This window comes from Streptomyces sp. NTD91 (genome assembly GCF_059510455.1).
In genome coordinates this window covers 395,452-419,333 of record NZ_JCAJZW010000001.1, presented here as the reverse complement: position 1 = coordinate 419,333, position 23,882 = coordinate 395,452, and the positions used below count along the sequence as shown (strand labels likewise).

General features: G+C 72.5%; 21 protein-coding genes. 12 read left to right on the top strand and 9 right to left on the bottom strand.

Translation table 11 applies throughout. The features are described 5' to 3' along the window. Positions 1 to 2,670, bottom strand: coding sequence for a helicase-associated domain-containing protein (locus tag AC5WRT_RS01905; protein WP_496099866.1), 2,670 nt, complete (start codon positions 2,668 to 2,670; stop codon positions 1 to 3). A 125-nt stretch (positions 2,671 to 2,795) separates the two neighbouring features. On the opposite strand from AC5WRT_RS01905, the gene AC5WRT_RS01900 reads away from it, so the two are divergent. Continuing rightward, on the top strand, positions 2,796 to 3,833 hold the full coding sequence (locus AC5WRT_RS01900; RefSeq protein WP_496091873.1) for a hypothetical protein: 1,038 nt from the start codon (positions 2,796 to 2,798) through the stop codon (positions 3,831 to 3,833). Positions 3,834 to 3,891: 58 nt separating this feature from the next. Further along, positions 3,892 to 4,515, top strand: a complete 624-nt coding sequence (locus AC5WRT_RS01895; RefSeq protein WP_496091872.1) for an HAD family hydrolase — start codon at positions 3,892 to 3,894, stop codon at positions 4,513 to 4,515. On the opposite strand, the gene AC5WRT_RS01890 is transcribed toward AC5WRT_RS01895, so the two are convergent. Further along, a complete protein-coding gene (locus AC5WRT_RS01890; protein ID WP_496091871.1) occupies positions 4,485 to 4,742 on the bottom strand; it encodes a hypothetical protein in 258 nt (85 codons plus the stop codon). The genes AC5WRT_RS01895 and AC5WRT_RS01890 overlap by 31 nt on opposite strands. 164 nt (positions 4,743 to 4,906) lie before the next feature. Between AC5WRT_RS01890 and AC5WRT_RS01885 the strand changes: the two genes are divergently transcribed. Next, entirely contained in the window at positions 4,907 to 5,290 is a 384-nt protein-coding gene (locus AC5WRT_RS01885; RefSeq protein WP_360160209.1) for a cold-shock protein, read from the top strand. Between the two features lie 32 nt (positions 5,291 to 5,322). On the opposite strand, the gene AC5WRT_RS01880 is transcribed toward AC5WRT_RS01885, so the two are convergent. From AC5WRT_RS01880 to AC5WRT_RS01865, 4 genes are all read right to left on the bottom strand, one after another. Next, on the bottom strand, positions 5,323 to 6,225 hold the full coding sequence (locus tag AC5WRT_RS01880; protein WP_496099865.1) for a 1,4-dihydroxy-6-naphtoate synthase: 903 nt from the start codon (positions 6,223 to 6,225) through the stop codon (positions 5,323 to 5,325). Next, a complete protein-coding gene (locus AC5WRT_RS01875) occupies positions 6,215 to 6,961 on the bottom strand; it encodes a futalosine hydrolase (protein ID WP_496091869.1) in 747 nt (248 codons plus the stop codon). The genes AC5WRT_RS01880 and AC5WRT_RS01875 overlap by 11 nt, the downstream gene beginning before the upstream one ends. Continuing rightward, positions 6,934 to 7,407: a DUF2771 domain-containing protein gene (locus AC5WRT_RS01870; protein ID WP_496099864.1), complete on the bottom strand. Its 474-nt coding sequence runs from the start codon at positions 7,405 to 7,407 to the stop codon at positions 6,934 to 6,936. The genes AC5WRT_RS01875 and AC5WRT_RS01870 overlap by 28 nt, the downstream gene beginning before the upstream one ends. A 119-nt stretch (positions 7,408 to 7,526) precedes the next feature. Continuing rightward, positions 7,527 to 8,939, bottom strand: a complete 1,413-nt coding sequence (locus AC5WRT_RS01865) for an MFS transporter (RefSeq protein WP_496099863.1) — start codon at positions 8,937 to 8,939, stop codon at positions 7,527 to 7,529. Positions 8,940 to 9,197: 258 nt separating this feature from the next. On the opposite strand from AC5WRT_RS01865, the gene AC5WRT_RS01860 reads away from it, so the two are divergent. The 5 genes from AC5WRT_RS01860 (at position 9,198) to AC5WRT_RS01840 (ending at position 16,156) form a co-directional block, all read left to right on the top strand. Continuing rightward, entirely contained in the window at positions 9,198 to 10,124 is a 927-nt protein-coding gene (locus AC5WRT_RS01860) for a DUF3027 domain-containing protein (protein WP_496099862.1), read from the top strand. Between the two features lie 556 nt (positions 10,125 to 10,680). Next, positions 10,681 to 13,860, top strand: a complete 3,180-nt coding sequence (locus tag AC5WRT_RS01855; RefSeq protein WP_496099861.1) for a sacsin N-terminal ATP-binding-like domain-containing protein — start codon at positions 10,681 to 10,683, stop codon at positions 13,858 to 13,860. A 124-nt stretch (positions 13,861 to 13,984) separates the two neighbouring features. Then, on the top strand, positions 13,985 to 14,113 hold the full coding sequence (locus AC5WRT_RS01850; RefSeq protein ID WP_496091864.1) for a hypothetical protein: 129 nt from the start codon (positions 13,985 to 13,987) through the stop codon (positions 14,111 to 14,113). A 151-nt stretch (positions 14,114 to 14,264) separates the two neighbouring features. Then, positions 14,265 to 15,197, top strand: a complete 933-nt coding sequence (locus AC5WRT_RS01845) for a hypothetical protein (protein ID WP_496091863.1) — start codon at positions 14,265 to 14,267, stop codon at positions 15,195 to 15,197. Positions 15,198 to 15,451: 254 nt separating this feature from the next. Further along, complete coding sequence (locus tag AC5WRT_RS01840) at positions 15,452 to 16,156, top strand: hypothetical protein (protein ID WP_496099860.1); 705 nt, start codon at positions 15,452 to 15,454, stop codon at positions 16,154 to 16,156. Positions 16,157 to 16,218: 62 nt separating this feature from the next. On the opposite strand, the gene AC5WRT_RS01835 is transcribed toward AC5WRT_RS01840, so the two are convergent. Beyond that, entirely contained in the window at positions 16,219 to 18,615 is a 2,397-nt protein-coding gene (locus AC5WRT_RS01835; RefSeq protein WP_496099859.1) for an HAD-IC family P-type ATPase, read from the bottom strand. Positions 18,616 to 18,697: 82 nt separating this feature from the next. Next, positions 18,698 to 18,964 (bottom strand): DUF2530 domain-containing protein, encoded by a 267-nt coding sequence (locus AC5WRT_RS01830; protein ID WP_496091860.1) that lies wholly within the window; start codon positions 18,962 to 18,964, stop codon positions 18,698 to 18,700. A 152-nt stretch (positions 18,965 to 19,116) separates the two neighbouring features. On the opposite strand from AC5WRT_RS01830, the gene AC5WRT_RS01825 reads away from it, so the two are divergent. After that, the gene (locus tag AC5WRT_RS01825; RefSeq protein ID WP_496099858.1) at positions 19,117 to 20,568 is read left to right on the top strand and encodes an NCS2 family permease; all 1,452 of its coding nucleotides are present in this window, start codon (positions 19,117 to 19,119) and stop codon (positions 20,566 to 20,568) included. Positions 20,569 to 20,578: 10 nt separating this feature from the next. Here the strand turns inward: AC5WRT_RS01825 and AC5WRT_RS01820 are convergent, their stop codons facing one another. Next, on the bottom strand, positions 20,579 to 20,761 hold the full coding sequence (locus AC5WRT_RS01820) for a ribbon-helix-helix protein, CopG family (RefSeq protein WP_496091858.1): 183 nt from the start codon (positions 20,759 to 20,761) through the stop codon (positions 20,579 to 20,581). Positions 20,762 to 20,915: 154 nt separating this feature from the next. Between AC5WRT_RS01820 and AC5WRT_RS01815 the strand changes: the two genes are divergently transcribed. The 3 genes from AC5WRT_RS01815 (at position 20,916) to thpR (ending at position 23,839) form a co-directional block, all read left to right on the top strand. Further along, entirely contained in the window at positions 20,916 to 21,353 is a 438-nt protein-coding gene (locus AC5WRT_RS01815; RefSeq protein ID WP_496091857.1) for a MarR family winged helix-turn-helix transcriptional regulator, read from the top strand. A gap of 84 nt (positions 21,354 to 21,437) precedes the next feature. After that, complete coding sequence (locus tag AC5WRT_RS01810; RefSeq protein ID WP_496091856.1) at positions 21,438 to 22,784, top strand: MFS transporter; 1,347 nt, start codon at positions 21,438 to 21,440, stop codon at positions 22,782 to 22,784. Between the two features lie 473 nt (positions 22,785 to 23,257). Next, positions 23,258 to 23,839: an RNA 2',3'-cyclic phosphodiesterase gene (gene thpR, locus AC5WRT_RS01805; protein ID WP_496091855.1), complete on the top strand. Its 582-nt coding sequence runs from the start codon at positions 23,258 to 23,260 to the stop codon at positions 23,837 to 23,839. Positions 23,840 to 23,882 lie beyond the last annotated feature (43 nt).

The following is a 23,882-nucleotide window of genomic DNA, read 5'->3' as shown; positions in this document are numbered from 1 at the left end:
TCAGTCCTCCGCCAGCTCCGCCACTCCCGTGATCCGGTGCAGGGGGAAGGTGCGGACCTCGTCCGCGGTGTGGTCGTACGCCGTGACGAAGCCGCCCTCCACCTTGACCGGGGCGATGACACGCTGACTGGCGGCGCCCTCGGCGTTGACGTAGCCGATCCAGAGGGACGCGCCGGTCAGCACGGCGGCCTGCACGGTGGCCAGGGTCTCGGCGGAGGAGGTGCGGGGCGGTGCGCCGCCCGACAGCGGGTCCCCGACGGGCTTGCGCGGGGTGGTGGCGGCCAGGTCACCCGCCCGGATCGCGCGGATCGCCGCCGCGAGCAGTGCGGAGTCGGGCGGCGGCGGGCCCTCCGGGACCGGCTCGGGCGCGGTGCGCGGCGGGGTGCGGTGGGCGTGGGCGCGCGCGATCAGGACATCGCCCTCGGCCGACTCGGCGGCCGGTGCGTAGCCCATCGCGCGCAGGCCCTCCAGCAGGGTGGCCGGATCGGACTGGGCGGCCAGCACGGTCGGGGCGAGGCGGCGCAGGCGCAGGGCGGCGGCGCGCTTGTCGGCCATGATCTCGTTCAGCAGCGTGTCGTCGTCGCAGCGCACGTACGCCGAGGCAGCGCCGACCCGGAGGTGGCCGTGCCTGCGGGCCACGTCGTCGATCAGATAGGCGAGCGGCTGCGGCACGGGGGTGCGGGAGTGCCCGGCGAGGAAGGCCTGCAGGTCGGTGGCGGTGTGACCGGCGTCCAGCGCGCGCCGCACCGAGGCCGGGGTGAAGCGGTACACGGTCGCGCCGCCCTTGGACTCGACGTCCGCGAGCACGTCCAGTACATCGGCGAGGGGACGCTGGAGCGGCCCCGGCGCCACCGCCGTCAGGTCGGCCTGGAGCAGGACGTGGTCCAGCGGCTCGGGGAGCAGCGGCGCGAGCAGCCGGGCGGCGGCGGCCGTCGCCGCGGCCTGCTCGGCGGGGGACAGCGGGGTGAGGGCGGGGGCGGGCCGGTGGTGATGGTGGACGGGCAGCTTGTCACCGGGGCCGGGGGACTCGGTGGGCCCGGCGGCGGCCGGGGCGGTGCCGGAGCTGCCGGATGTGGTGCCGGAGCTGCCGGATGTGGTGCCGGTGGTGGCCGACGGAGTGCCGGTGGTGGCCCGGGACCTGTCCGGGCTGTTCGCTCCGGCACGCGGGCCCATGCCGGGCGCCGGGGCGCCGAGAAGGGCCCGCCCGTGCGTCGACAGGGCGCCCCGGCCGGTGACGCCCAGCAGTTCCGCCTCGGACAGGGTCCAGCGGGCGAGCCGGGAGCGCAGGTCCTCCTCGTCGTCCCGCTGCCTGGGGCCGCGCAGGGGGCGCTCCCAGCGCAGGCGGGCCAGCACCGCGTCGGTGCCGGGCGCCGTGGCCGCCGGCAGCCCGGACAGCAGCGTCAGCACCCGGTGCCGTACCTCGGGCGCGGCCGAGCGGTCCAGGCCCGGGCCGAGCGCGGCGAGCGTACGGTCCTTCGCGTCCCGACCGCCGACCAGCCCCGCCGTCCGGGTGGCCGCCAGCCAGGCCTCCGCGAGACGGGCCCAGCGCTCGGCGGCGGGGCGCTCCAGCCACTCGTCGTAGGCGGGCGTGGCCGCGTAGCGCTCGTCGGCCTCGCCGTCGGACGCGATCAGGCCGGCGGCGTAGGCAAGCTCCACCCAGAACGCGGTGACCGGCTCGGACGCGTCCAGGGCCACGGCGGTCCGCTTCAGGTCACGGACGCTCAGGCCGCCGGCCCGCAGGACCGCCGGGCCGCCCTCGTCCCAGTCCTTCAGCAGCTCCTCGACCGTGGCGAGCGCGGTGTACGCCTGCCCGGCCGCCGTCGCGTCCACCATCCGGGGGCTGTGCGTCGTGCCCGGTTCGACGGCGGGCGGCAGCGGCTCGGGCGCGCGGTGGGCGCGGCCCTGACGCAGATGCAGCGCCACCTCGCGCGGCAGCACGACCGTGCCGGGCGCGGTCGGCAGCAGCAGACCGCGGTCCAGCAGCCAGCGCAGATGCGCTGCCGGTTCCGGGGTGACCTGCCCGTACGGCGGCCCCCACACCAGCCGCGACAGCACGTCCTGGGCGGGTTCCGGGGCCCCGGCGAGCAGCTTCGCCATCTTCTTCCGGTCCGAGAACAGCGCGGTGAGCGCGGCCACGGCGGACACCGAGTCATGGGTCGAGGGCAGCCCGGCCGCCGTGACGATCTCCTGGATGCGGCCCGGCGACATACCCGAGGTGGCCTCCTGCACGGTGGGCCCGAGGCCGGTCGGGGAGGGGTGCTGCGGGGACGGCGCGAGGAGTTCGCGGGCCGTGCGGACCAGCCGCAGCCGCTCGTCGTCGCCCCACACCAGCGCCTGCTCGCGCAGGGTGGCGAGGGCGTGCGGCAGCGCGGCGGCGACCGTCTCGTCCCCGGCGTCCCCGGCCATCAGACCGAGCAGCGCGTCGTACGACGCCGGGTCCGGGGCCACGGCCAGCGCCTCCGCCGTCTGCAACGCGAACCGGTCGAGCCGCTCCAGCGCCCGCAGCACCGAGGCCCGGGTGCCGGCGCGGGTGGCCAGCTGGGTGAGGTCGGTCGGGACCGGCGTGATGAGGTCGGGGCGGCTGCGCAACAGCGCGGCCAGGGAGGCGTCGTCCCGCGCGCGGAGTGCCTCCGCCAGGGAACGGGGTGCTGGGCGGGCCGCTTGGCTCATCTGACCCACGGTAGCGGCTGCAACCCCCGAGGGGGGCGCCCCGGGACCCGGGACGGGCCCGGGGGACACGTCTCTGCGCTACCGTCCTCACGGGGTTTCATCGCCGTCGCCCCGGAGGGGTTCCGTTGGGGATCGAGAGCGACCAGGTCGTCTACGAATACCTGAGCCGTGTCGGGGACATCGCTCAGCAACGGCAGCTGCCGTCGGCCACGCGGATGCGGCTCGTGTCGGAGCTGCGGGGCGAGATCGAACGGCACCGGGCCGGGGCGACGGTCGACAGCCCCGCGGCGGTCCGCCGCATCCTGGACCGGCTGGGCACCCCGGACGAGGTGGTGGCGGCCGCGGGCGGCGGGTCGGGCACCGGCCGGGTTCCGCAGCCACCGCCCGCCGCCGTGCCCGTACAGCCGGTGCCGATGCGTCAGCCGAAGGCGGAGCCCGCGGACGGCGGCAGGGACGGGACCGGGGAGCGCCGCAAGGGGCTGCGCCGCGTCGTCCCGCGCCCGCGCTCCTCCGCGACCGGCCCGGAGCCCGCGCCCTCCGTCCCGCGCGACGCCCCCTCTCCACCGCACCTGGCCGCCGCGCACGAACTCGGGGACGGCGCGGCGGGGCCCGACTGGTGGCGCGTCGGCGGGAATCCGTTCGGCGTCTCGGCGGAGACGGACTCGGTGCCGGGGTTCGTGGGAGGGGTGGAGATCCCGGAGCTGCTCCAGCGCCCGCCGAAGGAGAAGGCGCCGGCAGAGAGCGCCGGGCCGAAGCAGGCCGCCACCGAGCCCGCGGCGGAGGCCGAGCCCGCCCGGCGCCGGCCCCTGGTGCCCCGCCCGGCCGCCGGCTGGACCAACCCCCTTCTGCTGCTGGCCGCCGCCGCGCTGGTGGCCGGCGCGGTGCTCGGCAACTGGTTCGCGCTGCTCCTCGGCTGGGTGATCGCCTACGGCTCCCGGCGGCTGACCGCCGTGGAGACCAAGGTGGCCGTGATGGTCCTGCCCGGCACCGCCGTCGCCGCCGGGCTGGTCTGGCTGTGGGGCAGGGCCAACGGCCGCTGGGGCGCCCCGATCGCGCAGGGCCACATGAACGACGCGATCGCCGGGACGTGGCCGTGGGTGGTGCGGGGTGCGGCAGTCGCCTCGGCGCTGTTCCTGGTGTGGCGCTCACAACGCACCAGGTGAGCGGTGGACCGGCTTGCGGCTGCGTCCCCCCGAAGACCCCCCTGACACAATGCCGCACATGACATTCACCGTCGGCTTCGACCTGGACATGACCCTGATCGACTCCCGGCCCGGTATCCACGCCTGCTACACGGCGCTGGCCGAGCGGACCGGGACGTTCATCGATGCCGACCTGGCGGTGACGCGGCTCGGGCCGCCGCTCGCCGAGGAGCTGATCAACTGGTTCGCCGAGGAGCGGGTGCCCGAGATGGCCGACCTGTACCGGGAGATGTACCCGCTGTTCGCCATCGCCGCGACCCCCGCCATGGCCGGCGCCCGCGAGGCGGTGGCCGCGGTGCGGGCGGCCGGGGGACGCACGATGGTGGTCACGGCGAAGTACGAGCCCAATGCCAAGCTGCACCTGAGCCACCTCGGCATCGAGCCGGACGTCGTCGTGGGCGGCCTGTGGGCCGAGCGGAAGGCGGAGGCGCTGCGCGAGTACGCCGCCGGTGTGTACGTCGGCGATCACGTCGGGGACGTGCGCGGGGCCCGTACGGCGGGAGCCCTGTCGGTCGGCGTGGCGACCGGCCCCTGCCCCGCCGAGGAACTCCGCGCCGCCGGGGCGGACGTCGTCCTCGACGATCTGTCCGCCTTCCCCGCGTGGCTGGCCGGTTACCGGGAGGCCGAGGCCTCCCGCGCCTGACGGCGGCTCGCGGCGATCGACCGCAGGACGCCCGCCCCGGCGACGAGGAAACCGACGGCCATGAGCATGCTCAGGCCGTACATGTAGGTCGGAAACGGCTTCGTGCCGAGGAACAGCGGCACCATCGTGACCAGAGTGGCCACCGCCCCGACGAAGAAGACGATCGCACCTGCACGGATCAGCCCGTCACCGGGCGCGGCGGAATTCGTTTGGGTTTTGTCACGCACCGGACCAGGGTAGTTCCCAGCGCGAGGGAACAACCGGGGGACGTCTTGTCACCCGCCCCGAGACCATTAGCCTTGGTGGCAGCGGGTCATGGACGACCCGCTCTAGTGCTATCAAGAGCACTTTCGAGCAGTTTCCCCAACTAGTACGAGGACGAGGACAGACGGTGCCGACCGGGCGTGTCAAATGGTTCAACAGCGAGAAGGGCTTCGGCTTTCTCTCCCGCGACGACGGCGGTGACGTCTTCGTCCATTCCTCTGTTCTCCCCGCCGGAGTCGACGCACTCAAGCCGGGACAGCGCGTGGAGTTCGGCGTCGTCGCCGGTCAGCGCGGTGACCAGGCGCTGTCGGTGACCGTCCTGGAGCCGACCCCGTCGGTGGCCGCCGCCACTCGCAGGAAGCCGGACGAGCTGGCCTCGATCGTGCAGGACCTGACGACCCTCCTCGAGAACATCACCCCGATGCTCGAGAAGGGCCGCTACCCGGACAAGGCCTCCGGCAAGAAGATCGCCGGCCTGCTCCGCGCGGTCGCCGACCAGCTGGACGTCTAGGCGGTCGTTTCGGGAGGAAACAGGCGGACGTACTACGGGAAAGCGAGCGCATCCGGGCCGAGGGGCGGCAGAAGTCCCTCGGCCGCCGCGCGTGTGAGCAGCCCGCGCACCGCCGCGTAGCCGTTCTCGCCGAGGTCGGCGGTGAACTCGTTCACGTACAGCCCGATGTGCTGGTCGGCCACGGCCGGATCCATCTCCTGGGCGTGCGCCATCACGTACGGCCGGGACGCCTCGGGGTCGTCCCAGGCGGCCCGTACGGAGGCGCGGACGGCGTCGGCGAGCCGGGTCAGCCGCTCCGCGCCCAGCGAGCGTTTGGCGATGATCGCGCCGAGCGGAATCGGCAGCCCGGTGGTTCGCTCCCAGTGCTCGCCCATGTCGGCGAGCTTGTGCAGCCCGTAGTCCCGGTAGGTGAACCGGGCCTCGTGGATGACGAGCCCGGCGTCCACCTTGCCGTCCCGCACGGCAGGCATGATCTCGTGGAAGGGCATGACGACGATCTCGCCGACGCCGCCCGCCCGTCGCTCTTCCCCCTCGGCCGAGGCCCCTGCGGACCCGGCCCTCTCGGTGCCGAGGGTGTCGGCCGCCCACAGGCGGAAGAGCAGATACGCGGTCGACTTCTCGCTCGGCACCGCGACCGTACGGCCCGTCAGATCGACGTCCGCCTCCCGCGTGAGCACCAGCGGACCGCAACCCCGGCCCAGCGCCCCGCCGCACGGCAGCAGCGCGTAGTCGTCGAGGACGTACGGCAGGACGGCGTACGACACCTTCAGCACGTCGAACTCGCCGCGCTCGGCCATGCCGTTGGTGATGTCGATGTCGGCGAAGGTCACGTCCAGCGCGGGGCCGCCGGCCACGCGGCCGTGGGCGAGGGCGTCGAAGACGAAGGTGTCGTTCGGGCAGGGGGAGTACGCGATCTGCAAGGGCTCAGCGGTCATACGGTTTCCAACTCTCCAGTGCGGGGGCGAGCTTCCCGAACGCCTCGGTGAGGGCGGTGAGGGCGTCGCCGATGCGCCAGGCGGCGCGGTCGCGCGGGCCGACCGGGTTGGACACCGCCCGGATCTCCAGCACGGGCACCCCGTGCGCGGCGGTGGCCTCGGCGACCCCGAAGCCCTCCATGCCCTCGGCGAGCGCGCCGGGATGCCTCGCGCGCAGGACGGCGGCGCGGGCGGCGGTGCCGGTGACGGTGGAGACGGTGAGGACCGTGCCGGTGCGGGCGCCGGTCGCCTCGGACACCAGGCGTACGGCCGGCTCCGGCGGCCGGTGGGTGACGGTGCCGAAGCCCAGCTCGGTGACCGGGAGGAAGCCTTCGGCGGTCTCGGCGCCCAGGTCGGCCACGGTGATGGCGTCGGCGACGACGAGCGAGCCGACGGGCGCCTCGGGCGGGAAGCCGCCGCCGATCCCGGCACAGACGACCAGGTCGTACGGGGCGCCCTCGAGGGCGGCGGCGGTCAGGGCGCCGGCGGTGGAGGCGGCGGCGAGCGCGGGGCCCACTCCGGCGGCGAGCAGATCCCAGCCGACGGCGGTACGGCACAGCAGCGCGCCGGGGAGCCGTGCCTCGGTCGGTTCCCCGGGGAACGCCCGTGCCACCGCGTCCCGCTCGGCGGGGACCGCGGTGGCCACGAGGATGCGTGCAGAGGCCGTGATCAGGCCTTCTTCAGCTTGAACGACCACATGCCCTGGTTGGACTTCTCGCCCATCCGGATGGTGACGGTGTTGGTGTCGCCCTGGGTGCCGTACTGCTGGTTGAAGAACGCGCTGCCCGGAAGGGTGCGGTAGGTCTTCTTGCTGACGTCGGTGAACTGCTGGCCGTTGACCAGCAGGACCCAGCCGGCATCCGCGATCTTCGGGTCGACGCCGACGCGGACCGTCGCGTCCTGGTCGACCTTGATCGACTTGGCGTTGCCGACGTTCTTGACGCACGTCGCCAGCGACCTGGCGTCCAGTGCGTTGCCGTCGTTGTAGCAGGTGGCCTCGGAATTGACCGAGCTGTCGCCGACGGTGACCGTCGCGACGGGCGTCGGCTTCTCGCAGGCAGACAGGGCGAGCAGTCCGGCGGATACGAGGCCGGCGGCGGCGACGGCGCGGCGGCGTCGCACAGCGGATTGCAGCGTGGTCATGGCCGAAGGCTATCGGGCGCCCCGATCCGTCCGCCCACGCGGGGTGCGACGTGCCCGGTTCGTTACGCCAGCCGTACCCATGATCGGCGAATCGTGGCCGGTTCGTGGTCCCGGGCAGGTCAGGCGACCCGGGAGTGCGGTCGGCCGCCGTGCCGGGCGCAGGCGAGCAGGCCCTTCAGGGTGGTCAGCCAGCCGACGGCGACGAACACCGCGCCCATCAGCAGGCCGACCGTGCCGTTCAGCGGCAGCACGATGCCGACGGCGCCGCCGAACACCCAGGCCATCTGCAGCAGCGTCTCCGAGCGGGCGAACGCCGAGGTGCGCACCAGTTCCGGCACGTCCCGCTGGATCAGCGCGTCCAGGGCCAGCTTGGCCAGCGCCTGGCCGAACCCGGCGACGGCCGCGAGACAGGCCACCAGGAACGCCCCGAAGAACACGGCGGCCACGATCGCCGTGCCGAGGACCACCGCGACGACGGTCACGATGATGATCTCCGGGGCGCGGGATCTGAGCCAGGACCCCACGGCCGTGCCCAGGGCGTTGCCCGCGCCGGCGGCGACCCCCACTATCCCGAGCGAGACCGCCGCGCTCTCCCCGGTCAGCGGGTGCTCGCGCAGCAGGAAGGCGAGGAAGAAGATCAGGAAACCGGACAGGCAGCGCAGGGCCGCGTTGGCGCCGAGCGCGTGCGTGACGGCGGGGCCGACCGTCCGCAGTCCCGGCCGCTTCACCTGCTCCTTCTCCCTCCTGCGCTGCGTCCCGTGCAGATGCTGCTCGTCGGCCGCGAGCAGCGCCACGTCCTCGCCCTTGGCCGAGTCCACCTTGGGCGGCAGGGAGAACGACAGGAACGTCCCCCCGACAAAGATCAAGAAGGCGCCGTACAGCGGCCAGGGATCGCCGACCCGGTGCAGCCCGGCCGCGATCGGCGCGGCCACACCGGTGGCCAGCAGCCCGGCCAGAGTGACCCGCGAGTTGGCCTTCACCAGCGAGAACCGGGGCGGCAGCAGTCGCGGTACGACCGCGCTGCGGACCACTCCGTACGCCTTCGACGCGACCAGCACACCGAGCGCGGCCGGATACAGCTCCAGGCTGCCGCTCGCCACGGCGCCCGAGATGACCAGCGCCAGCAGGGCGCGGGCGAGCATGGCCCCGGCCATGGCGGCGCGCCGGCCGTGCGGCAGCCGGTCGAGGAGCGGGCCGATGACCGGGGCGAGGACGGTGAAGGGCGCCATCGTGATGGCGAGATACAGGGCGACCCGGCCGCGTGCCTCGTCGGTCGGCACGGAGAAGAACACCGTGGAGGCGAGCGCCACGGTGATCATCACGTCGCCCGCGCCGTTGACGGCGTGCAGCTCGATCAGCTTGCCGAGGCCCGACTCACCCGCCCCGTGCGCGTGTGTGGCCCTGCGGATCCCGCGCGCCGCCCCGGTGACCGGGACGTGCAGGGCACGGCCGACGGAACGGACGGCGCCACCGGCCCGGCTCGCGCCGCCACCCCGAACACCACGCCTGTCCGCGGTCGCCACGTGCTTCATAGTGCCCTGAGAAGCGGTCGGATAGTGCGGTACCGCGCGGAAGAGCCCGATGGGCGGTCGGGAAGGAATCCCGCGTGGCGGCGAGGAATCTTGTTCGGTGTAGCGTGCGTATCTCAGCCATAACGCAGAATGGATGGCAGAGGTGCGCCCGAGCGCGCGGATGCATGACGTCGATGCGGTCCCCTGGTCCGCTCCGTCGGCAGGCCCGCCTTCAGGCAGCCGCCCTCGACGAGACGGCGTAGGAGAGAAGCGATACCTGTGAGCGCAGCGACAACGCGAAGCCGCACCCCCGACCGCCTGTGCGCCGAGGCGGTCGATCTCGCCCGCGCCGCCGCCGAGGAGGCCGCCGCTCCAGGTGTGGTCGGAGAGCACGTCGGCCTCGTCTCCGAAGGCGACCGCGTTGTCACGCACTTCTTCGAGTGCAAGGAGCTGGGCTACCGCGGCTGGCGCTGGGCGGCGACCGTGGCCCGCGCCTCCCGGGCCAAGATCGTCACGCTCGACGAGGTCGTCCTCCTCCCCGGCCCCGACGCCCTGCTCGCCCCCGAGTGGGTGCCGTGGAGCGAGCGGCTGCGCCCCGGCGACCTCGGCCCCGGCGACCTGCTCCCCACCGATCAGGACGACCTGCGCCTGGAGCCCGGTTACACGGGCGAGGAGGAGCCGCCGCCGAACTCGATCGTCTCCGAGGAGATGGCGGAGCTTGCGGAGGCGGAGGACGCGGACGTCACCCCCGGCGCCCCCGCCGTCCAGCCCACGGCCCCGTCCCGGGGCTCGATCGCCGCCGTCGCCGAGGAACTGGGCATGCGCCGGGCGCGGGTGCTGTCCCGCTACGGCCTGCACACCGCCGCCGATCGCTGGGAGGAGTCGTACGGTCCCAGGACCGCGATGGCCCAGGCGGCTCCCGCCGCCTGTATGACCTGCGGCTTCCTGACACCCATCGGCGGCTCCCTGGGCCAGGCCTTCGGCGTGTGCGCCAACGAGTTCTCGCCCGCCGACGGCCGTGTGGTCTCCCTGGCCTACGGCTGCGGCGGCCACTCCGAGGCGGCGGTCATGCCGAAGCCGCCCCGGCCGGCCCCACCGGTCATCGACGAGACCCGGGTCGACCCCTTCGCTCTCCGCCCCGCCCGCGACTCCGGTTCGGTCCCGGAGACGGGCGACGAGGAAACCGCGGAACTAGGCCACTCCTGACCCAGGCTCCGCGGCGAGAAGTCGGCGGCCCGAGCCGGGTGACGCGGTGGCCGCCGCCCTCCGGAGCAGTTCCGGCACCCGCCGACCGGTGGGGCGGTTCGGGCCTCGGCCTGTCGGCCGGCGGTTCCGGCGGCCTCCGCCGGTGGCCATGACCGGGTGGCGGCCGGGTGGGTCCACGCGGCTGGTCGTCGTGGGTGGGGCAGTACGGCGTCCGGTGGGGCGGTTCGGGCGTCGGTCTGTCGGCCGGCGGGTCCGGCGGCCTCCGCCGACAAGCGCGTGCGCAATGACCGGGTGACGGGCGGCGTGGTTCCGGTGTTCGCCCGCCGATCCGTGGGCTTGTGTCAGTGCCCGTCCGCCGAGCGGCGGAGCAGTCCGAGCCTCCGCGGCCGGCGGAGCTGCTCCAGCGCCCGTCCGCCGGCCGTGGATTTCCGCCCGCGCCGGAAAACTGGCCGCCCCCACCCGACCCGCCGCAAAAGCACCCCGGGCGCCGGTCGGTGTCGTGCGCCCGGCGACGGCAGCCCTTCCCGTGCGCGCTGTACCTTCGTCCTCACGCGTGATGAGGAGTGTGAACGTGAGCAGCAAGTACGTGCGGCCGGCGAGCGAGGGTGCCGATCCGTTCGGGACGGCCCGGCTGCGCCGTGGTGTCCTCGACGCCTGGGCCACCAGCCCCGCCCGGTTCCGTGAGGACGCCAACGCCGAGGAGGACCTGGTCCTCGGCGGCTACCGGGACCGGCTCGTCGTCGAGCTGGCCCAGAACGCCGCCGACGCCGCCGCCCGGGCGCGGGTGCCGGGGCGGCTGCGGCTCACCCTCCGGGACGGGGTCCTCGTCGCCGCCAACACCGGTGCCCCGCTGGACGCGGCCGGTGTCGAGTCGCTGTCCACCCTGCGCGCCTCCGCCAAGCGGGACACCGAGGTCACCCACGGTGCCGTCGGGCGGTTCGGCGTCGGATTCGCCGCCGTGCTCGCGGTGACCGACGAGCCCGCCGTCGTCGGCCGGCACGGCGGAGTCCGCTGGTCCCTCGCCGAGGCGCGGGAACTGGCCGCCGAGACCGCCCGGCACAGCCCGGGCCTCGGCGACGAGGTCCGGCGCCGGGACGGCCATGTGCCGCTGCTCCGGCTGCCGTTCGCGGCCGAGGGCACCGCCCCGGACCCGTACGACACCGCCGTCATCCTGCCGCTGCGGGACGCGGCCGCCGCCGATCTCGCCGAACGGCTGCTGAGCGCCGTCGACGACGCCCTGCTCCTCGCCCTGCCGGGCCTTGAGGAGGTCGTCATCGAGGTGGGTGGTGCCGAGCGGACGCTGCGCCGGCGCGGCGAGGGCGCCGTCGTCGTGGTGGAGGACTCGCGCGCGGGTACCACCCGGTGGCGCACCGCCTCCGCACACGGGCCGCTCACCGCCGACCTGCTCGCCGACCGGCCGGTGGAGGAGCGGCTGCGCCCCAACTGGTCGGTGACCTGGGCCGTACCCGAGGACGAGGACGGGCGGCCGGTGCGGCCGCGGACCACCCCCGTCGTGCACGCGCCGACCCCCAGCGACGAGCCCCTCGGCGTGCCCGCCCTGCTCATCGCCTCCTTCCCGCTCGACGCCACCCGCCGGCACACGGCCCCCGGCCCGCTCACCGACTTCCTGGTGCAGCGCGCCGCCGACGCCTACGCCGAACTGCTCGCCGACTGGCGGCCGGTGACCGACGGGATCATCGACCTGGTGCCGGGACCGCTCGGCAAGGGCGAGCTGGACGGGGCGCTGCGGCAGGCCGTGCTGGAACGGCTGCCGCGCACCGCTTTCCTCCCCCCGGCCGTCGTCGCCCAGGGGGAGGACCACGATCTGCCTCACGCCCTGCGGCCCCGGGACGCCGAGGTCGTGGAGGGCGCCGGGGCGGACACCGTGCGGGTGCTCGCCGAGGTACTGCCCACCCTGCTGCCCGCCGGACTGGAGCGGCGCGTCGAACTGCGCACGCTCGGGGTCGCCCGGCTGCGGCTCGCCGACGCCATCGACCGGCTCGCCGGCCTGGACAAGGACCCCGGCTGGTGGTGGCGGCTCTACGACAGCCTCGCCGGGGTCGACCCCGACCGGCTGTCCGGGCTTCCGGTGCCGCTCGCCGGGGGCACCTCCGAGACTTTCGGCACGGGGGGATGCCGGACCACCATCGGGCCCCGGCAGGTCCTGCTGCCCACCCCCGACGCCGCACGCATCGACGCGGACGTGCTCGGGCGGCTCGGCCTGAAGGTGGCCCATGAGGACGCCGCGCACCCGCTGCTGGAGAAGCTGGGCGCGCTGCCCGCCACCGCGCGTGCGGTGCTCACGACCCCGCAGGTGCGTTCAGCCGTCGCCGCCTCGCTGGACGAGGAGGGCGGGATCGGGGGATGGGAGGAGGACGCCCCGGACCCGGAGGAACTGGCCGACACCGTCCTCGCGTTGGTCCGGGATGCGGGTCTCGAGCCCGGCGACGAGCCCTGGCTGGGGGCGCTGGCACTGCCCGACGAGGACGGGGAACTGGCCCCGGCCGGTGAACTCGTCTTTCCCGGCAGCCCCTTCGCCCGCGTAATCCGCGAGGGCGAACTGGCCGCCGTGGACCACGAGCTGGCCGACAAGTGGGGTGAGCAGCCGCTGACCGCCTGCGGCGTGCTCGCGAACTTCGCCCTGGTCCGCGCCACCGACGTGGTCCTCGATCCGGACGAACTGGAGCCCCGGGAGGGCGACTTCGCCGAGCCCGACGACGCCGGGCTGCTGGACGCCGTCGACGTGTGGTGCGAGGACATCCTCGACCGCTTCCCGGACAGCCCGGTGCCGCCGGTCGCCACCGAGCTGGTCGCCGTGCGCGACCTGGACCTGGTGGACGACGACCGCTGGCCGGAGGCCCTCGCGCTGCTCGCGCAGCCCCCGCTGCGGGACGCGCTCACCCAGCCGGTCCGGATCCTGCTGCACGACGGCACCCACGAGACCGTACGGCCGTACACCGCCTGGTGGCTGCGCGGGCACCCGGTGCTCGACGGCCGTCGCCCGGCCGGGCTCCTCACCGCCGGTGGGGACCCGCTGCTGCGCGGGCTGTACGACGAGGCCGACGCCACCGGGTTCGAGGACGAGCAGGTGCTGCGGGCCCTGGGCGTGCGCACCTCGGTCGCGGCCCTGTTGGACGAGCCCGGCGGCGCCGCCGAGCTGCTGGACCGGCTGGCCGACCCCGTGCGCACGGTGACGCCCGCTCAGTTGCACGGCCTGTACGGGGCGCTGGCGGAGATGGACCCCGAGCAGGTGACCCTGCCGGAGGAGCTGCGGGCCGTGGTCGACGGGCGGGCGGCTGTCGTGGACGCGGCGGAGGCGGTCGTGGTCGACTCGCCCGATCTGCTGCCGTTCACCGGCGGGATCCCGCTGCTGCCGGTACGGCCGTCCCGCGCCGCCGAGCTGGCGGAGCTGTTCCAGGTGCGGCGGCTGAGCGAGTCCGTCACCGGCGAGGTGCACTCCGAGGGGACCGAGCACGAGGTTCCGGAGCCGGTGCGGGTGCTGCTCGGGTCGCGCACGCCCCACACGTACGTCGAGCACGACGAACTCGTGGTGGACGGCGTGGAGATCGACTGGCGGCTCACCGACGACGGCGTGCTGCACGCGGCCACCCTGGAGGGGGTCGCGGCCGGGCTGGCGTGGGCGGCGGGACAGTGGCCCCGGCGGTTCGAGGTGGCGGCCCTGCTGGAGGACCCGTCGCGGACGGAGGAGCTGGCCCGGGACCGCTGGTTCGACTGACGGACCACCGTCTTCGGAAATCTCTTACGAATTCCTGAACGCGCGTACAACCGTTCCCCTGCGTGCCGAGTCTGATCCACCGCAGTCACCGGACTCACTCGTCGCCACGCACGCAGGGGAACGCATGCGTATCAGCGCCACTGCCGCCGTCGTCGGCGGCACTCGCGCCGTCCCGGCCGCGCCGGCCGACGGCTTCCGCACGCCTCTCCTGCGCACGCACCTCGACCACCGCGGCGGTGACCGCCTCGGGTGACGTCGACGTGCGGTGGCCCGGTGAACTCGCCGGAAACCCACGGCTTCAGCCGTACAACCAGTCGATTCCTTCGCGGGTCTGATCCCGTGAGTCGACTGACTCCCTGATCACTTTTGGACCTCGGGTCCACTTTCTCCACACAGGGGAACGCATGCGTATACGCGCCACCGTGGCCGCCGTCTCCGGCGCCCTGGCCCTCTCCGCCCTCGTCGTCCCTGCCGCGCAGGCCGCCGGCGGTTCCGCGACGCCCTCCAAGGCCGACATCCTGAGGATCCGCGAGGCCGCCCAGGGCACCTCCTCCGGCAAGACCGCGTTCGCCGCCTCCTCCACCACCACCGGCGCGCCGTACGCGATGGACGTCACCTTCTCCAACTTCAAGATCGCCGGCGCGGTGAAGGTCGGCACGACCAACCACGTCGCCACCACGGTCACCTACACGATGACCCACGGCGCGGACGTCGACATCACCGCCGACGACTTCCTCACCGGCCCCTACATCTACAAGGGCTCGTACGACACGCCGACCAACATGCTGTTCGGCGACTACGCGGCCACCTGCACGGCCACCTCGTCGACCACCGCCAGCTGCAAGGGCAACATCGACATCTACCCGGCCGACAGCGAGCTGCTGAACTCCGACGCCGGTACCTGGCACGGCGCGGCCCTCGCCATCGCGTACAACGGCCAGGACCCGAGCAGCCCCGACTTCGACATCACCAAGGTCGGTTACGCCGACCAGGGCGGTCTGGGCACCACGCTGGTCCAGCGCTACTCCAGGCTGACGGTCAACGCCTCCCCCGAGCCGGTGAAGAAGGGCAGGACCATCACGGTCACCGGCAAGCTCTCCCGGGCCAACTGGGAGGACAACAAGTACCACGGCTACACCAACCAGTACGTGAAGCTGCAGTTCCGCAAGAAGGGCTCCAGCACCTACACCACGCTGAAGACCATCAAGTCGGACTCCTACGGCAACCTGAAGACCACGACCACCGCCTCGACCGACGGCTACTGGCGCTTCTCCTTCGCCGGCACCACGACCACCCCGGCGGTCAACGCCACGGGTGACTACGTCGACGTGCAGTAATGGATCAGTAAGCGCGGCACAAAATCGGGTCCGCGGGGGCAGCAGCCGTACAACCGACGGCGGTCCCCGCGGATCTGATCGCGTGAGTCGACCGACTCCACGATCACTTCTCCCTCCAAGGGAGCGCACATGCGCATACGCGCCATCGTGGCCGCCGCTTCCGGCGCCCTGGCCCTCACCGCCCTCGCAGTCCCGGCCGCACAGGCCGTCACCGACTCGGGCTCGCCCTACAGCTCGATGTGAGCTTCTCCAGCGTGTCCATCGCCAAGGCGATCAAGGTGGGCACCACCAACGAGGTCAGCGCCAAGTACACGTACACCCTGACGCACGGCTCGGACGTGGACATCCACGCGAGCGACTTCTACACCGACGCCTTCCTCTACCACGGCACCTACAGCGACACGGCCCCCGAGCTGTACGGCGACAACCCGGCCGGCTGCACGGATGTCACCTCGACCACGGCCACCTGCACGGGCTACGTCAACATCTACCCGACCGACGCCGACCCCAAGAGCGCGGACGCGGGCACCTGGCACGTGGCCGCCGAGGCAGTCGCCTTCAACGGCCAGGACCAGCAGAACCCCGACATGAGCAAGGTCGGCTACAAGGACGGGAGCGGCCTCGGCGCCACCCTGGTGCAGCGCTACTCCAAGCTGACGACCGCCGTGAGCTCGACGTCCGTCCACAAGGGCAGGACGTTCACCGTCTCCGGCAAGCTCTCCCGCGCGAACTGGGACGACAACCTGTGCCACGGCTACGCCAACCAGCCGGTCAAGCTCCAGTTCCGCAAGTCCGGGACCACCACGTACACCACGATCAAGACGGTGTACACCGACTCCTACGGCAACCTGAAGACCGGCGCCACCGCGAACTACAGCGGCTACTGGCGCTTCAGCTTCGCCGGCACCACGACCACCCCGGCGGTCAGCGCCACGGGTGTGTACGTCGGTGTGAAGTGAGCCTGACCCAGTGCCGCAACAGGCAGCGTTCGCCCCGTCGCGCAGACGTTTCCTGCCGGGTACTAGTCGGGAAAGCGGCGGTCGACCCACTTCCAGATCCATTCCAGGGCGGCCGCCGCCACCACCGCGATGCCGACCGCGGTCCACGGCAATGTGACCCCCACCAGCTTCAGCGCGAAGAAAGTCTGCAGGGCGGGTACGGCCAGCACCAGCAGGAACCCCACGCCCATCGCGGCCACCAGGGTCAGCCGCCACCACGTGTAGGGGCGGGCGATGATCGCCAGGATCCACAGCGAGACCAGGAAGAGGGTCAGCGTCGCCGCGCTGGTCTCCGCGCCCAGCCGGTCGCCTCCCGTGTAGAAGCCCCGGGCGATCAGATACACCCCGAAGGTCGCCGCTCCCGCCACCACACCGCCGGGCACCGAGTACCGCATGACTCTGTGCACGAAGTGCGGTTTGGCCCGCTCTTTGTTGGGCGCCAGGGCCAGGAAGAACGCCGGGACGCCGATGGTGAGGGTGGACAGCAGGGTCAGGTGCCGCGGCAGGAAGGGGTATTCGACCCGCGAGCAGACCACCAGGACCGCGAGGAGCACCGAGTAGACGGTCTTCACCAGGAACAGCGTCGCCACCCGGGTGATGTTGCCGATCACCCTGCGGCCCTCCGCGACCACCGACGGCAGGCTCGCGAAGCTGTTGTCCAGCAGCACGATCTGCGCCACCGCCCGTGTCGCCTCCGAGCCGGAGCCCATGGCGACCCCGATGTCGGCGTCCTTCAGCGCGAGCACGTCGTTCACCCCGTCGCCGGTCATCGCGACCGTGTGCCCACGTGACTGCAGTGCCCCGACCATGTCCCGCTTCTGCCGCGGGGTGACCCGCCCGAAAATCGTCCCCCGGTCCAGTGCCTCGGCCATGCCGTCCTTGTCGCCGGGCAGGTGCCTGGCGTCCAGGGCGGTCCCCGTCAGGCCGAGCTTGCCGGCGACCGCGCCGACCGACACCGCGTTGTCGCCGGAGATGACCTTGGCCTGGACCTTCTGCTCCGCGAAGTAGCGCAGGGTGTCGGCGGCGTCGGGCCGCAGCCGCTGCTCCAGGACGACGAGCGCGGTGGGGCGGCCGCCACGGGCCGGGTCGGGGGCGTCCAGGTCGCGGCTCGTGCGGGTCAGCAGCAGTACCCGCTGTCCCTGCTCGTTGAGGCGCTCCGTTTCGGCCAGGGCCGGGTCGCCGGGCGCGAGGAGGACATCGGGCGCGCCCAGCAGCCAGGTGCTGGTGTCGCCGTCGGCCTCGCTGAACGCGGCGCCGCTGTACTTGCGGGCCGAGGAGAACGGCAGCGACTCCACGCACCGCCAGTCCTCACTGTCCGGGTAGGCGTCGATGATCGCCTGGAGGGAGGCGTTGGGGCGCGGGTCGGACTCCCCGAGCGCGCCGAGCACCTTGCGCAGGTACGCCTCGTCGGCACCGTCCAGCGGCCGCAGCTCGGTGACGTCCATACCGCCCTCGGTGAGGGTGCCGGTCTTGTCCAGGCAGACGGTGTCGACACGGGCCAGTCCTTCGATCGCCGGCAGCTCCTGCACCAGGCACTGCTTCCGGCCGAGCCGGATGACGCCGATCGCGAAGGCCACGGAGGTGAGCAGCACCAGCCCCTCGGGGACCATGGGGACGATGCCGCCGACCGTGCGGGCCACCGCGTCCTTGAGGCCGTGGTTCTTGACGACGAGCTGGGTGATGACAAGCCCGATCGCGGCCGGGACCATCATCCAGGTGACGTACTTGAGGATCGTGGAGATGCCGGTGCGCAGTTCGGAGTGGACCAGGGTGAAGCGGGAGGCCTCCTCGGCGAGCCGGGCCGCGTAGGCCTCGCGGCCGACCCTGCTCGCCTGGAAGGCGCCGCCGCCCGCGACGACGAAGCTGCCGGACATGACCGGATCGCCGACTCGTTTGACCACCGGGTCCGCCTCACCGGTGAGCAGCGACTCGTCGATCTCCAGCCCGTCGGCCTCCGCGCAGACCCCGTCGACCACGATCTTGTCGCCCGGCCCGATCTCCATGAGGTCGTCGAGCACGATCTCGTGGACGGCCAACTGGAGGGCGGTGCCGTCACGGCGGACCGTCGGCCGGGCCTCGCCGATCACCGCGAGCGAGTCGAGGGTCTGCTTGGCCCGCCACTCCTGGAGGACGCCGATGCCGGTGTTGGCGAGGATCACGAAGCCGAAGAGGCTGTCCTGGATCGGCGCGACGAACAGCATGACCAGCCACAGCACGCCGATGATCGCGTTGAACCGGGTGAAGACGTTGGCCCGGACGATCTCGCCCAGCGACCGGCTGCTGCGCACCGGTACGTCGTTGACCTGCCCGCGTGCACGCCGCTCCGCCACTTCGGCGGCGGTCAGCCCGGTCGGCCGGCTCACGGGCAGGGCCATGGGATGCACGGGGTCGAGTTCGGCGCCCGCGTCTATATGGCTCATGTCATCGACGGTACGTGCCGATTTGCCCCCTTGCCTGCTTTCCGGCGGAAACAGGGCCGGGGCCGTCGCGGCCGGCGTGAAGCTATGCGGCCGTCGTCGACCGCGGCGCCGCCGCCCTCTTGATCGCGGCGTCCCGCCTTCTGACGTACCAGATCCCGATCAGCCCCAGCCCGCCGCCCGCCAGGCAGGTCCACAGCCACCACAGATGGCCGTGGTTCTCGAACCAGCCGTACAAGGGAAGCTGCACGAGGAACAGGACGAACCAGACGATCGTCCCGCCGGTGACGGTGGCGACCACCGGGCCCTCCAGGGGCTCCGGCGCCTCGTGCTTGGGGGTCCACTTGGCCATACCGCACAGCTTACGAGGCGATCAGGTCTACGCGCGGAGATAGCGATCTACGACTCATACGTTCATACTGAAACGGTTTTGTCTGTGTCCACTTCTGTTCGTATGAAACTCCAACGGGGCTCGGGGGAACCCCGTCGGTGATGAGGTAAAGCATGTCCACCTCGGCACCCGCCAAGGTCCCCACCCCCGAAATCCCGGGCGGTGCGCCCGGCCAGGGCGCCCTCGACCGCTACTTCAGGATCTCCGAGCGCGGCAGCTCCGTCGCCCGTGAGATCCGTGGCGGTTTCGCCACCTTCTTCGCGATGGCGTACATCATCGTGCTGAACCCGATCATCCTCGGCAGCGCGAAGGACATGTACGGGCACCATCTGGACAACGGCCAGCTGGTGACGGCGACCGCGCTGACGGCCGCGTTCACCACCCTCCTGATGGGTGTCATCGGCAACGTGCCGATCGCGCTCGCCGCGGGCCTCGGCGTGAACTCGGTCGTCGCGCTGCAGCTGGCGCCCCGGATGTCCTGGCCTGACGCGATGGGCATGGTCGTCCTCGCGGGCATCGTGGTCATGCTGCTGGTCGCCACCGGCCTGCGCGAGCGCGTGATGAACGCCGTGCCGTTCGGGCTGCGCAAGGCGATCTCGATCGGTATCGGCCTGTTCATCATGCTGATCGGCCTGGTCGACTCCGGCTTCATCACGCGCATGCCGGACGCCGCGCAGACCACGGTCCCGGTCCAGCTCGGCGTGGGCGGTCACCTGCACGGCTGGCCGGTGCTGGTCTTCATCCTCGGCGTGCTGCTCACCTTCGCGCTGCTCGTCCGCAGGGCGCCGGGCGCGATCCTGATCTCGATCGTCGGCATGACCGTCCTCGCGGTGATCCTCAACGCGGTCACGACGATCCCGTCCTGGGGCCTGACCGTCCCGAAGTGGCCCGGCAACCCGGTCGCCACCCCCGACTTCGGCCTGGTCGGCCACGTCAGCCTGTTCGGCGGCTTCTCCAAGGTCGGCGTGCTGACCGGCATCCTGTTCGTCTTCACGGTCCTGCTGTCGTGCTTCTTCGACGCGATGGGCACGATCATGGGCGTCGGCGACGAGGCGAAGCTGACCGACGCCGAGGGCTACATGCCGGGCATCAACAAGGTCCTGTTCATCGACGGCCTCGCGGTCGCGGCGGGCGGCGCCAGCTCCTCCTCGGCCACCACCGCGTTCGTGGAGTCCACGGCCGGTGTCGGCGAGGGCGCCCGCACGGGCCTGGCGAACGTCGTCACGGGCGGCCTCTTCGCCGTGGCGCTGTTCCTCACCCCGGTCGCCACGATGGTCCCGTCCCAGGCGGCGACCCCGGCGCTGATCGCGGTCGGCTTCCTGATCCTGTCGAACTCGGTCAAGGAGATCGACTGGGCCGACTACACGATCGCGATCCCGGCGTTCGTGACGATGCTGATGATGCCGTTCACCTACTCGATCACGAACGGCATCGGCATGGGCTTCATCACCTTCACCGTCCTGCGCCTGGCGGCAGGCCGGGCCCGCGAGATCCCGGTGCCCATGTACGCCGTGTCGGCGGTCTTCGCCTTCTACTACCTGATGCCGGCCCTGGGTCTCACCTGACCGGTGGGCGTCACGTGACGCCGTAGAACTTCTCCGTCTCCTCGACGGCGGCCTGGAACCGCTCGTCGAAGTCGTCCCGGATGAGCGTGCGGACCACATAGTCCTGCACGCTCATTCCTCTTTTCGCCGCGTGGTGCCGGAGCCTTTCGAGCAGCTCCCCGTCTATCCGCAGGCTGAGCACGGTGGTCCCCATGCGTACGAGGGTCCCCGTATCCGGCGCGCCGATGCGTCACTTTCCGGAACCGACTCACTCATACGGGTGATCGAAGGCCTCCGTGGCGGGTATCACTGGCATCAGGGCGTGTCGCGGTGGTACTTAGGTAGGGTAATGAGATACCCTAAAGAACATGCCGGACCTCACCCATGGCGACGACGCCGCCGCCGTGAACTCTCTCCGCTCCGCCGTGATGCGGTTGTCCCGTCGGCTGAAGCACCAGCGGGTCGACGAGTCGCTGAGCCCCACCGAGATGTCGGTGCTCGGCACCCTCGCCCGCTGCGGCTCGGCCACCCCGGGAGAGCTCGCCCGCAAGGAGCACGTCCAGCCTCCGTCGATGACCCGCATCGTCGCGCTGCTCGAGGCCAAGGGGCTGGTCCGGCTGGAGCCGCACCCCGAGGACCGGCGCCAGAAGGTCGTCACCCAGACCGAGCAGGCCGAGGCGATGCTCGAGGAGAGCCGCCGCAAGCGCAACGCTTTCCTGGCCGGCCTGGTCGAGAGCCTCGACGAGGACGAGTGGGCCGCACTGCGCGCCGCCGCCCCCGTGCTGGAGAAGCTCGCACACCTGTAAGCAAGCCGTCCGAGGAGTGAGCCGTCCGGCACCGGCCGAAAGCGCCCGGAGGCGAACGACCGGAAACAGAGGAGGCGAATCCTTTTGAGTACGGGATCCGGAACACCTTCCGCCCCCGCACCGACCGCCACTACCACCCCCACCGCCCGCAAGTCCTCGATGTTCAGCTCGCTGAAGATCCGGAACTACCGCCTCTTCTTCCTCGGCCAGGCTGTCTCCAACACCGGCACCTGGATGCAGCGCATCGCCCAGGACTGGCTCGTCCTCAGCCTCACCGGTTCCTCCGCGGCGGTGGGCATCACGACGGCACTGCAGTTCCTGCCGATGCTGCTCTTCGGCCTCTACGGCGGTGTCCTGGTCGACCGGCTCCCCAAGCGCCCCGCGCTGCTGGTCACGCAGTCCTCGATGGCCGTGACAGGCCTGGCGCTGGCCTTCCTCACGCTCTCCGGCCATGTCCAGGTCTGGCACGTCTACGTCGCCGCCTTCGCCGTGGGTCTCGCCACGGTGGTGGACAACCCGGCCCGGCAGTCCTTCGTCTCCGAGATGGTCGGGCCCGAGCAGTTGCAGAACGCGGTCAGCCTGAACTCCGCGAACTTCCAGTCCGCCCGCCTGGTCGGCCCGGCCGTCGCCGGCGTGATGATCACCGGGGTGGGCACCGGCTGGGCGTTCCTCGCCAACGGCCTGTCTTTCGTCGCGCCGATCGGCGGCCTGCTGCTCATGCGCGCCCGCGAACTGCACGTCGTCGAGCGCACCCCGCGCGGCAAGGGCCAGTTGCGCGAGGGCCTGCACTACGTGGCCGGGCGGCCCGAGCTGATCTGGCCGATCGTCCTCGTCGGCTTCATCGGCACCTTCGGCTTCAACTTCCCGGTGTGGCTGTCGGCCTACGCGGACGACGTCTTCCACTCCGGCGCCGGCTCCTACAGCCTCTTCAACACCCTGATGGCCGTCGGCTCCCTGTGCGGTGCCCTGCTGGCCGCCCGGCGCGGTACGGCCCGGCTGCGCGTCCTGACCGCCGCCGCGCTGGCCTTCGGCACGCTGGAGGTGGTGGCCGCGGTGGCGCCGTCGTACTGGCTGTTCGCGCTGCTGATGGTGCCGATCGGGGTCTGCGGCCTGACGGTGAACGTCACCGCGAACACCGCCGTGCAGATGGCCACCGACCCGGCCATGCGGGGCCGGGTGATGTCCCTGTTCATGATGGTGTTCATGGGCGGTACGCCGCTGGGCGCGCCCGTCGTCGGCTGGATCACCGACACCTACGGCGCCCGGATCGGCTTCGCCCTCGGCGGCGTCGTCTCGGCCGCGGCCGCCGCCGGCATCGGCCTGATCCTGGCCCGCGTCGGCGGTCTTCGCCTGACAGTGGGCTGGCACCACGGCCATCCGCGGGTCCGGTTCGAGTCGAGGAACCGGGAGCGGCTGGCCACGGCGGCGTAGGAGACACCGTACTCCGGGCTGGGCAGCACATCCCCATGGCATCACGCATCACCGGCATCGGCCCCGAGATCCCGTTCCCGCGTGCGGTGGCGGACGGCGGTCGTGCCGGCCTGCGGCGCGGTCGGTGGGCTCGCCGCTGTCGCGCGGTCCGGGGTCGAGGGCGCCAGTGCCGGGCCGATCACGGCTTCCGGGAGCGCGAGGTCGTCTTCTGCGTCGCGTCCTGTCGGGGGAACCCTGAGGGTCGCGCCGGCGGGCGCTCGTGATCGACGGCGCGTGCGGACCTGCAGCGGGGCGCCGCCCGGTCCGGCTGCACGGGCGGTGCCCGGCTCGCCACGGGGATCGAGGACGCGGCACACGGCCTGCTCGGCACCCTCCCGCGCCGAACGCCGATCCTCACGGGAAAGCCCCGGCCTGTCCGGGCGGGCTGATCGTCATGCGCTCGTCCCGTCCGCCGGCTCTGCGAAGGTGAGGGCATGAGACTCTTCGCCGCGGTGCTCCCCCCGGAGCACGTCGTCCACGAACTCGCCGCCGAAGTGGCCCGGTTGAAGCGGCTGCCCGGCGCGGAGCGGCTGCGCTGGACCAACCGGCCCGGCTGGCACTTCACCCTCGCCTTCTACGGCGAGGTCGACGAACCCCTCGTACCGGACCTGTCGGACCGCCTGGCACGGGCGGCCCACCGCACGGCACCCTTCACGCTGGCCCTGTCCGGCGGTGGCCAGTTCGGCCACGGCAAGGCCCTGTGGACCGGCGCGCACGGCGAGGTGGAGACGATGCGGCTGCTGGCCGAACGGGCCGAGTCGGCGGCGCGGAAGGCGGGCGTGCCGATGGAGGAGCACCGGCGGTACAAGGCGCACCTGACGGTGGCGCGCAGCAGGGCCGGGGTGGACGTACGGCCGTACGTCGAGCTGCTCCGCGCGTTCACCAGCCCGAGCTGGACGGTGAGCGAGCTGGTGCTGGTGCGGAGCAATCTGCCGCGCTCGGGGGTGGAGGGAGAGCAGCCCCGGTACGAGGCGGTCGGCCGCTGGCCGCTGGGCGGGTCCGGTTACGCTCGATGACGTGGACCCGAAAACCCGAAACCGGATCATGGCCGGTGTACTT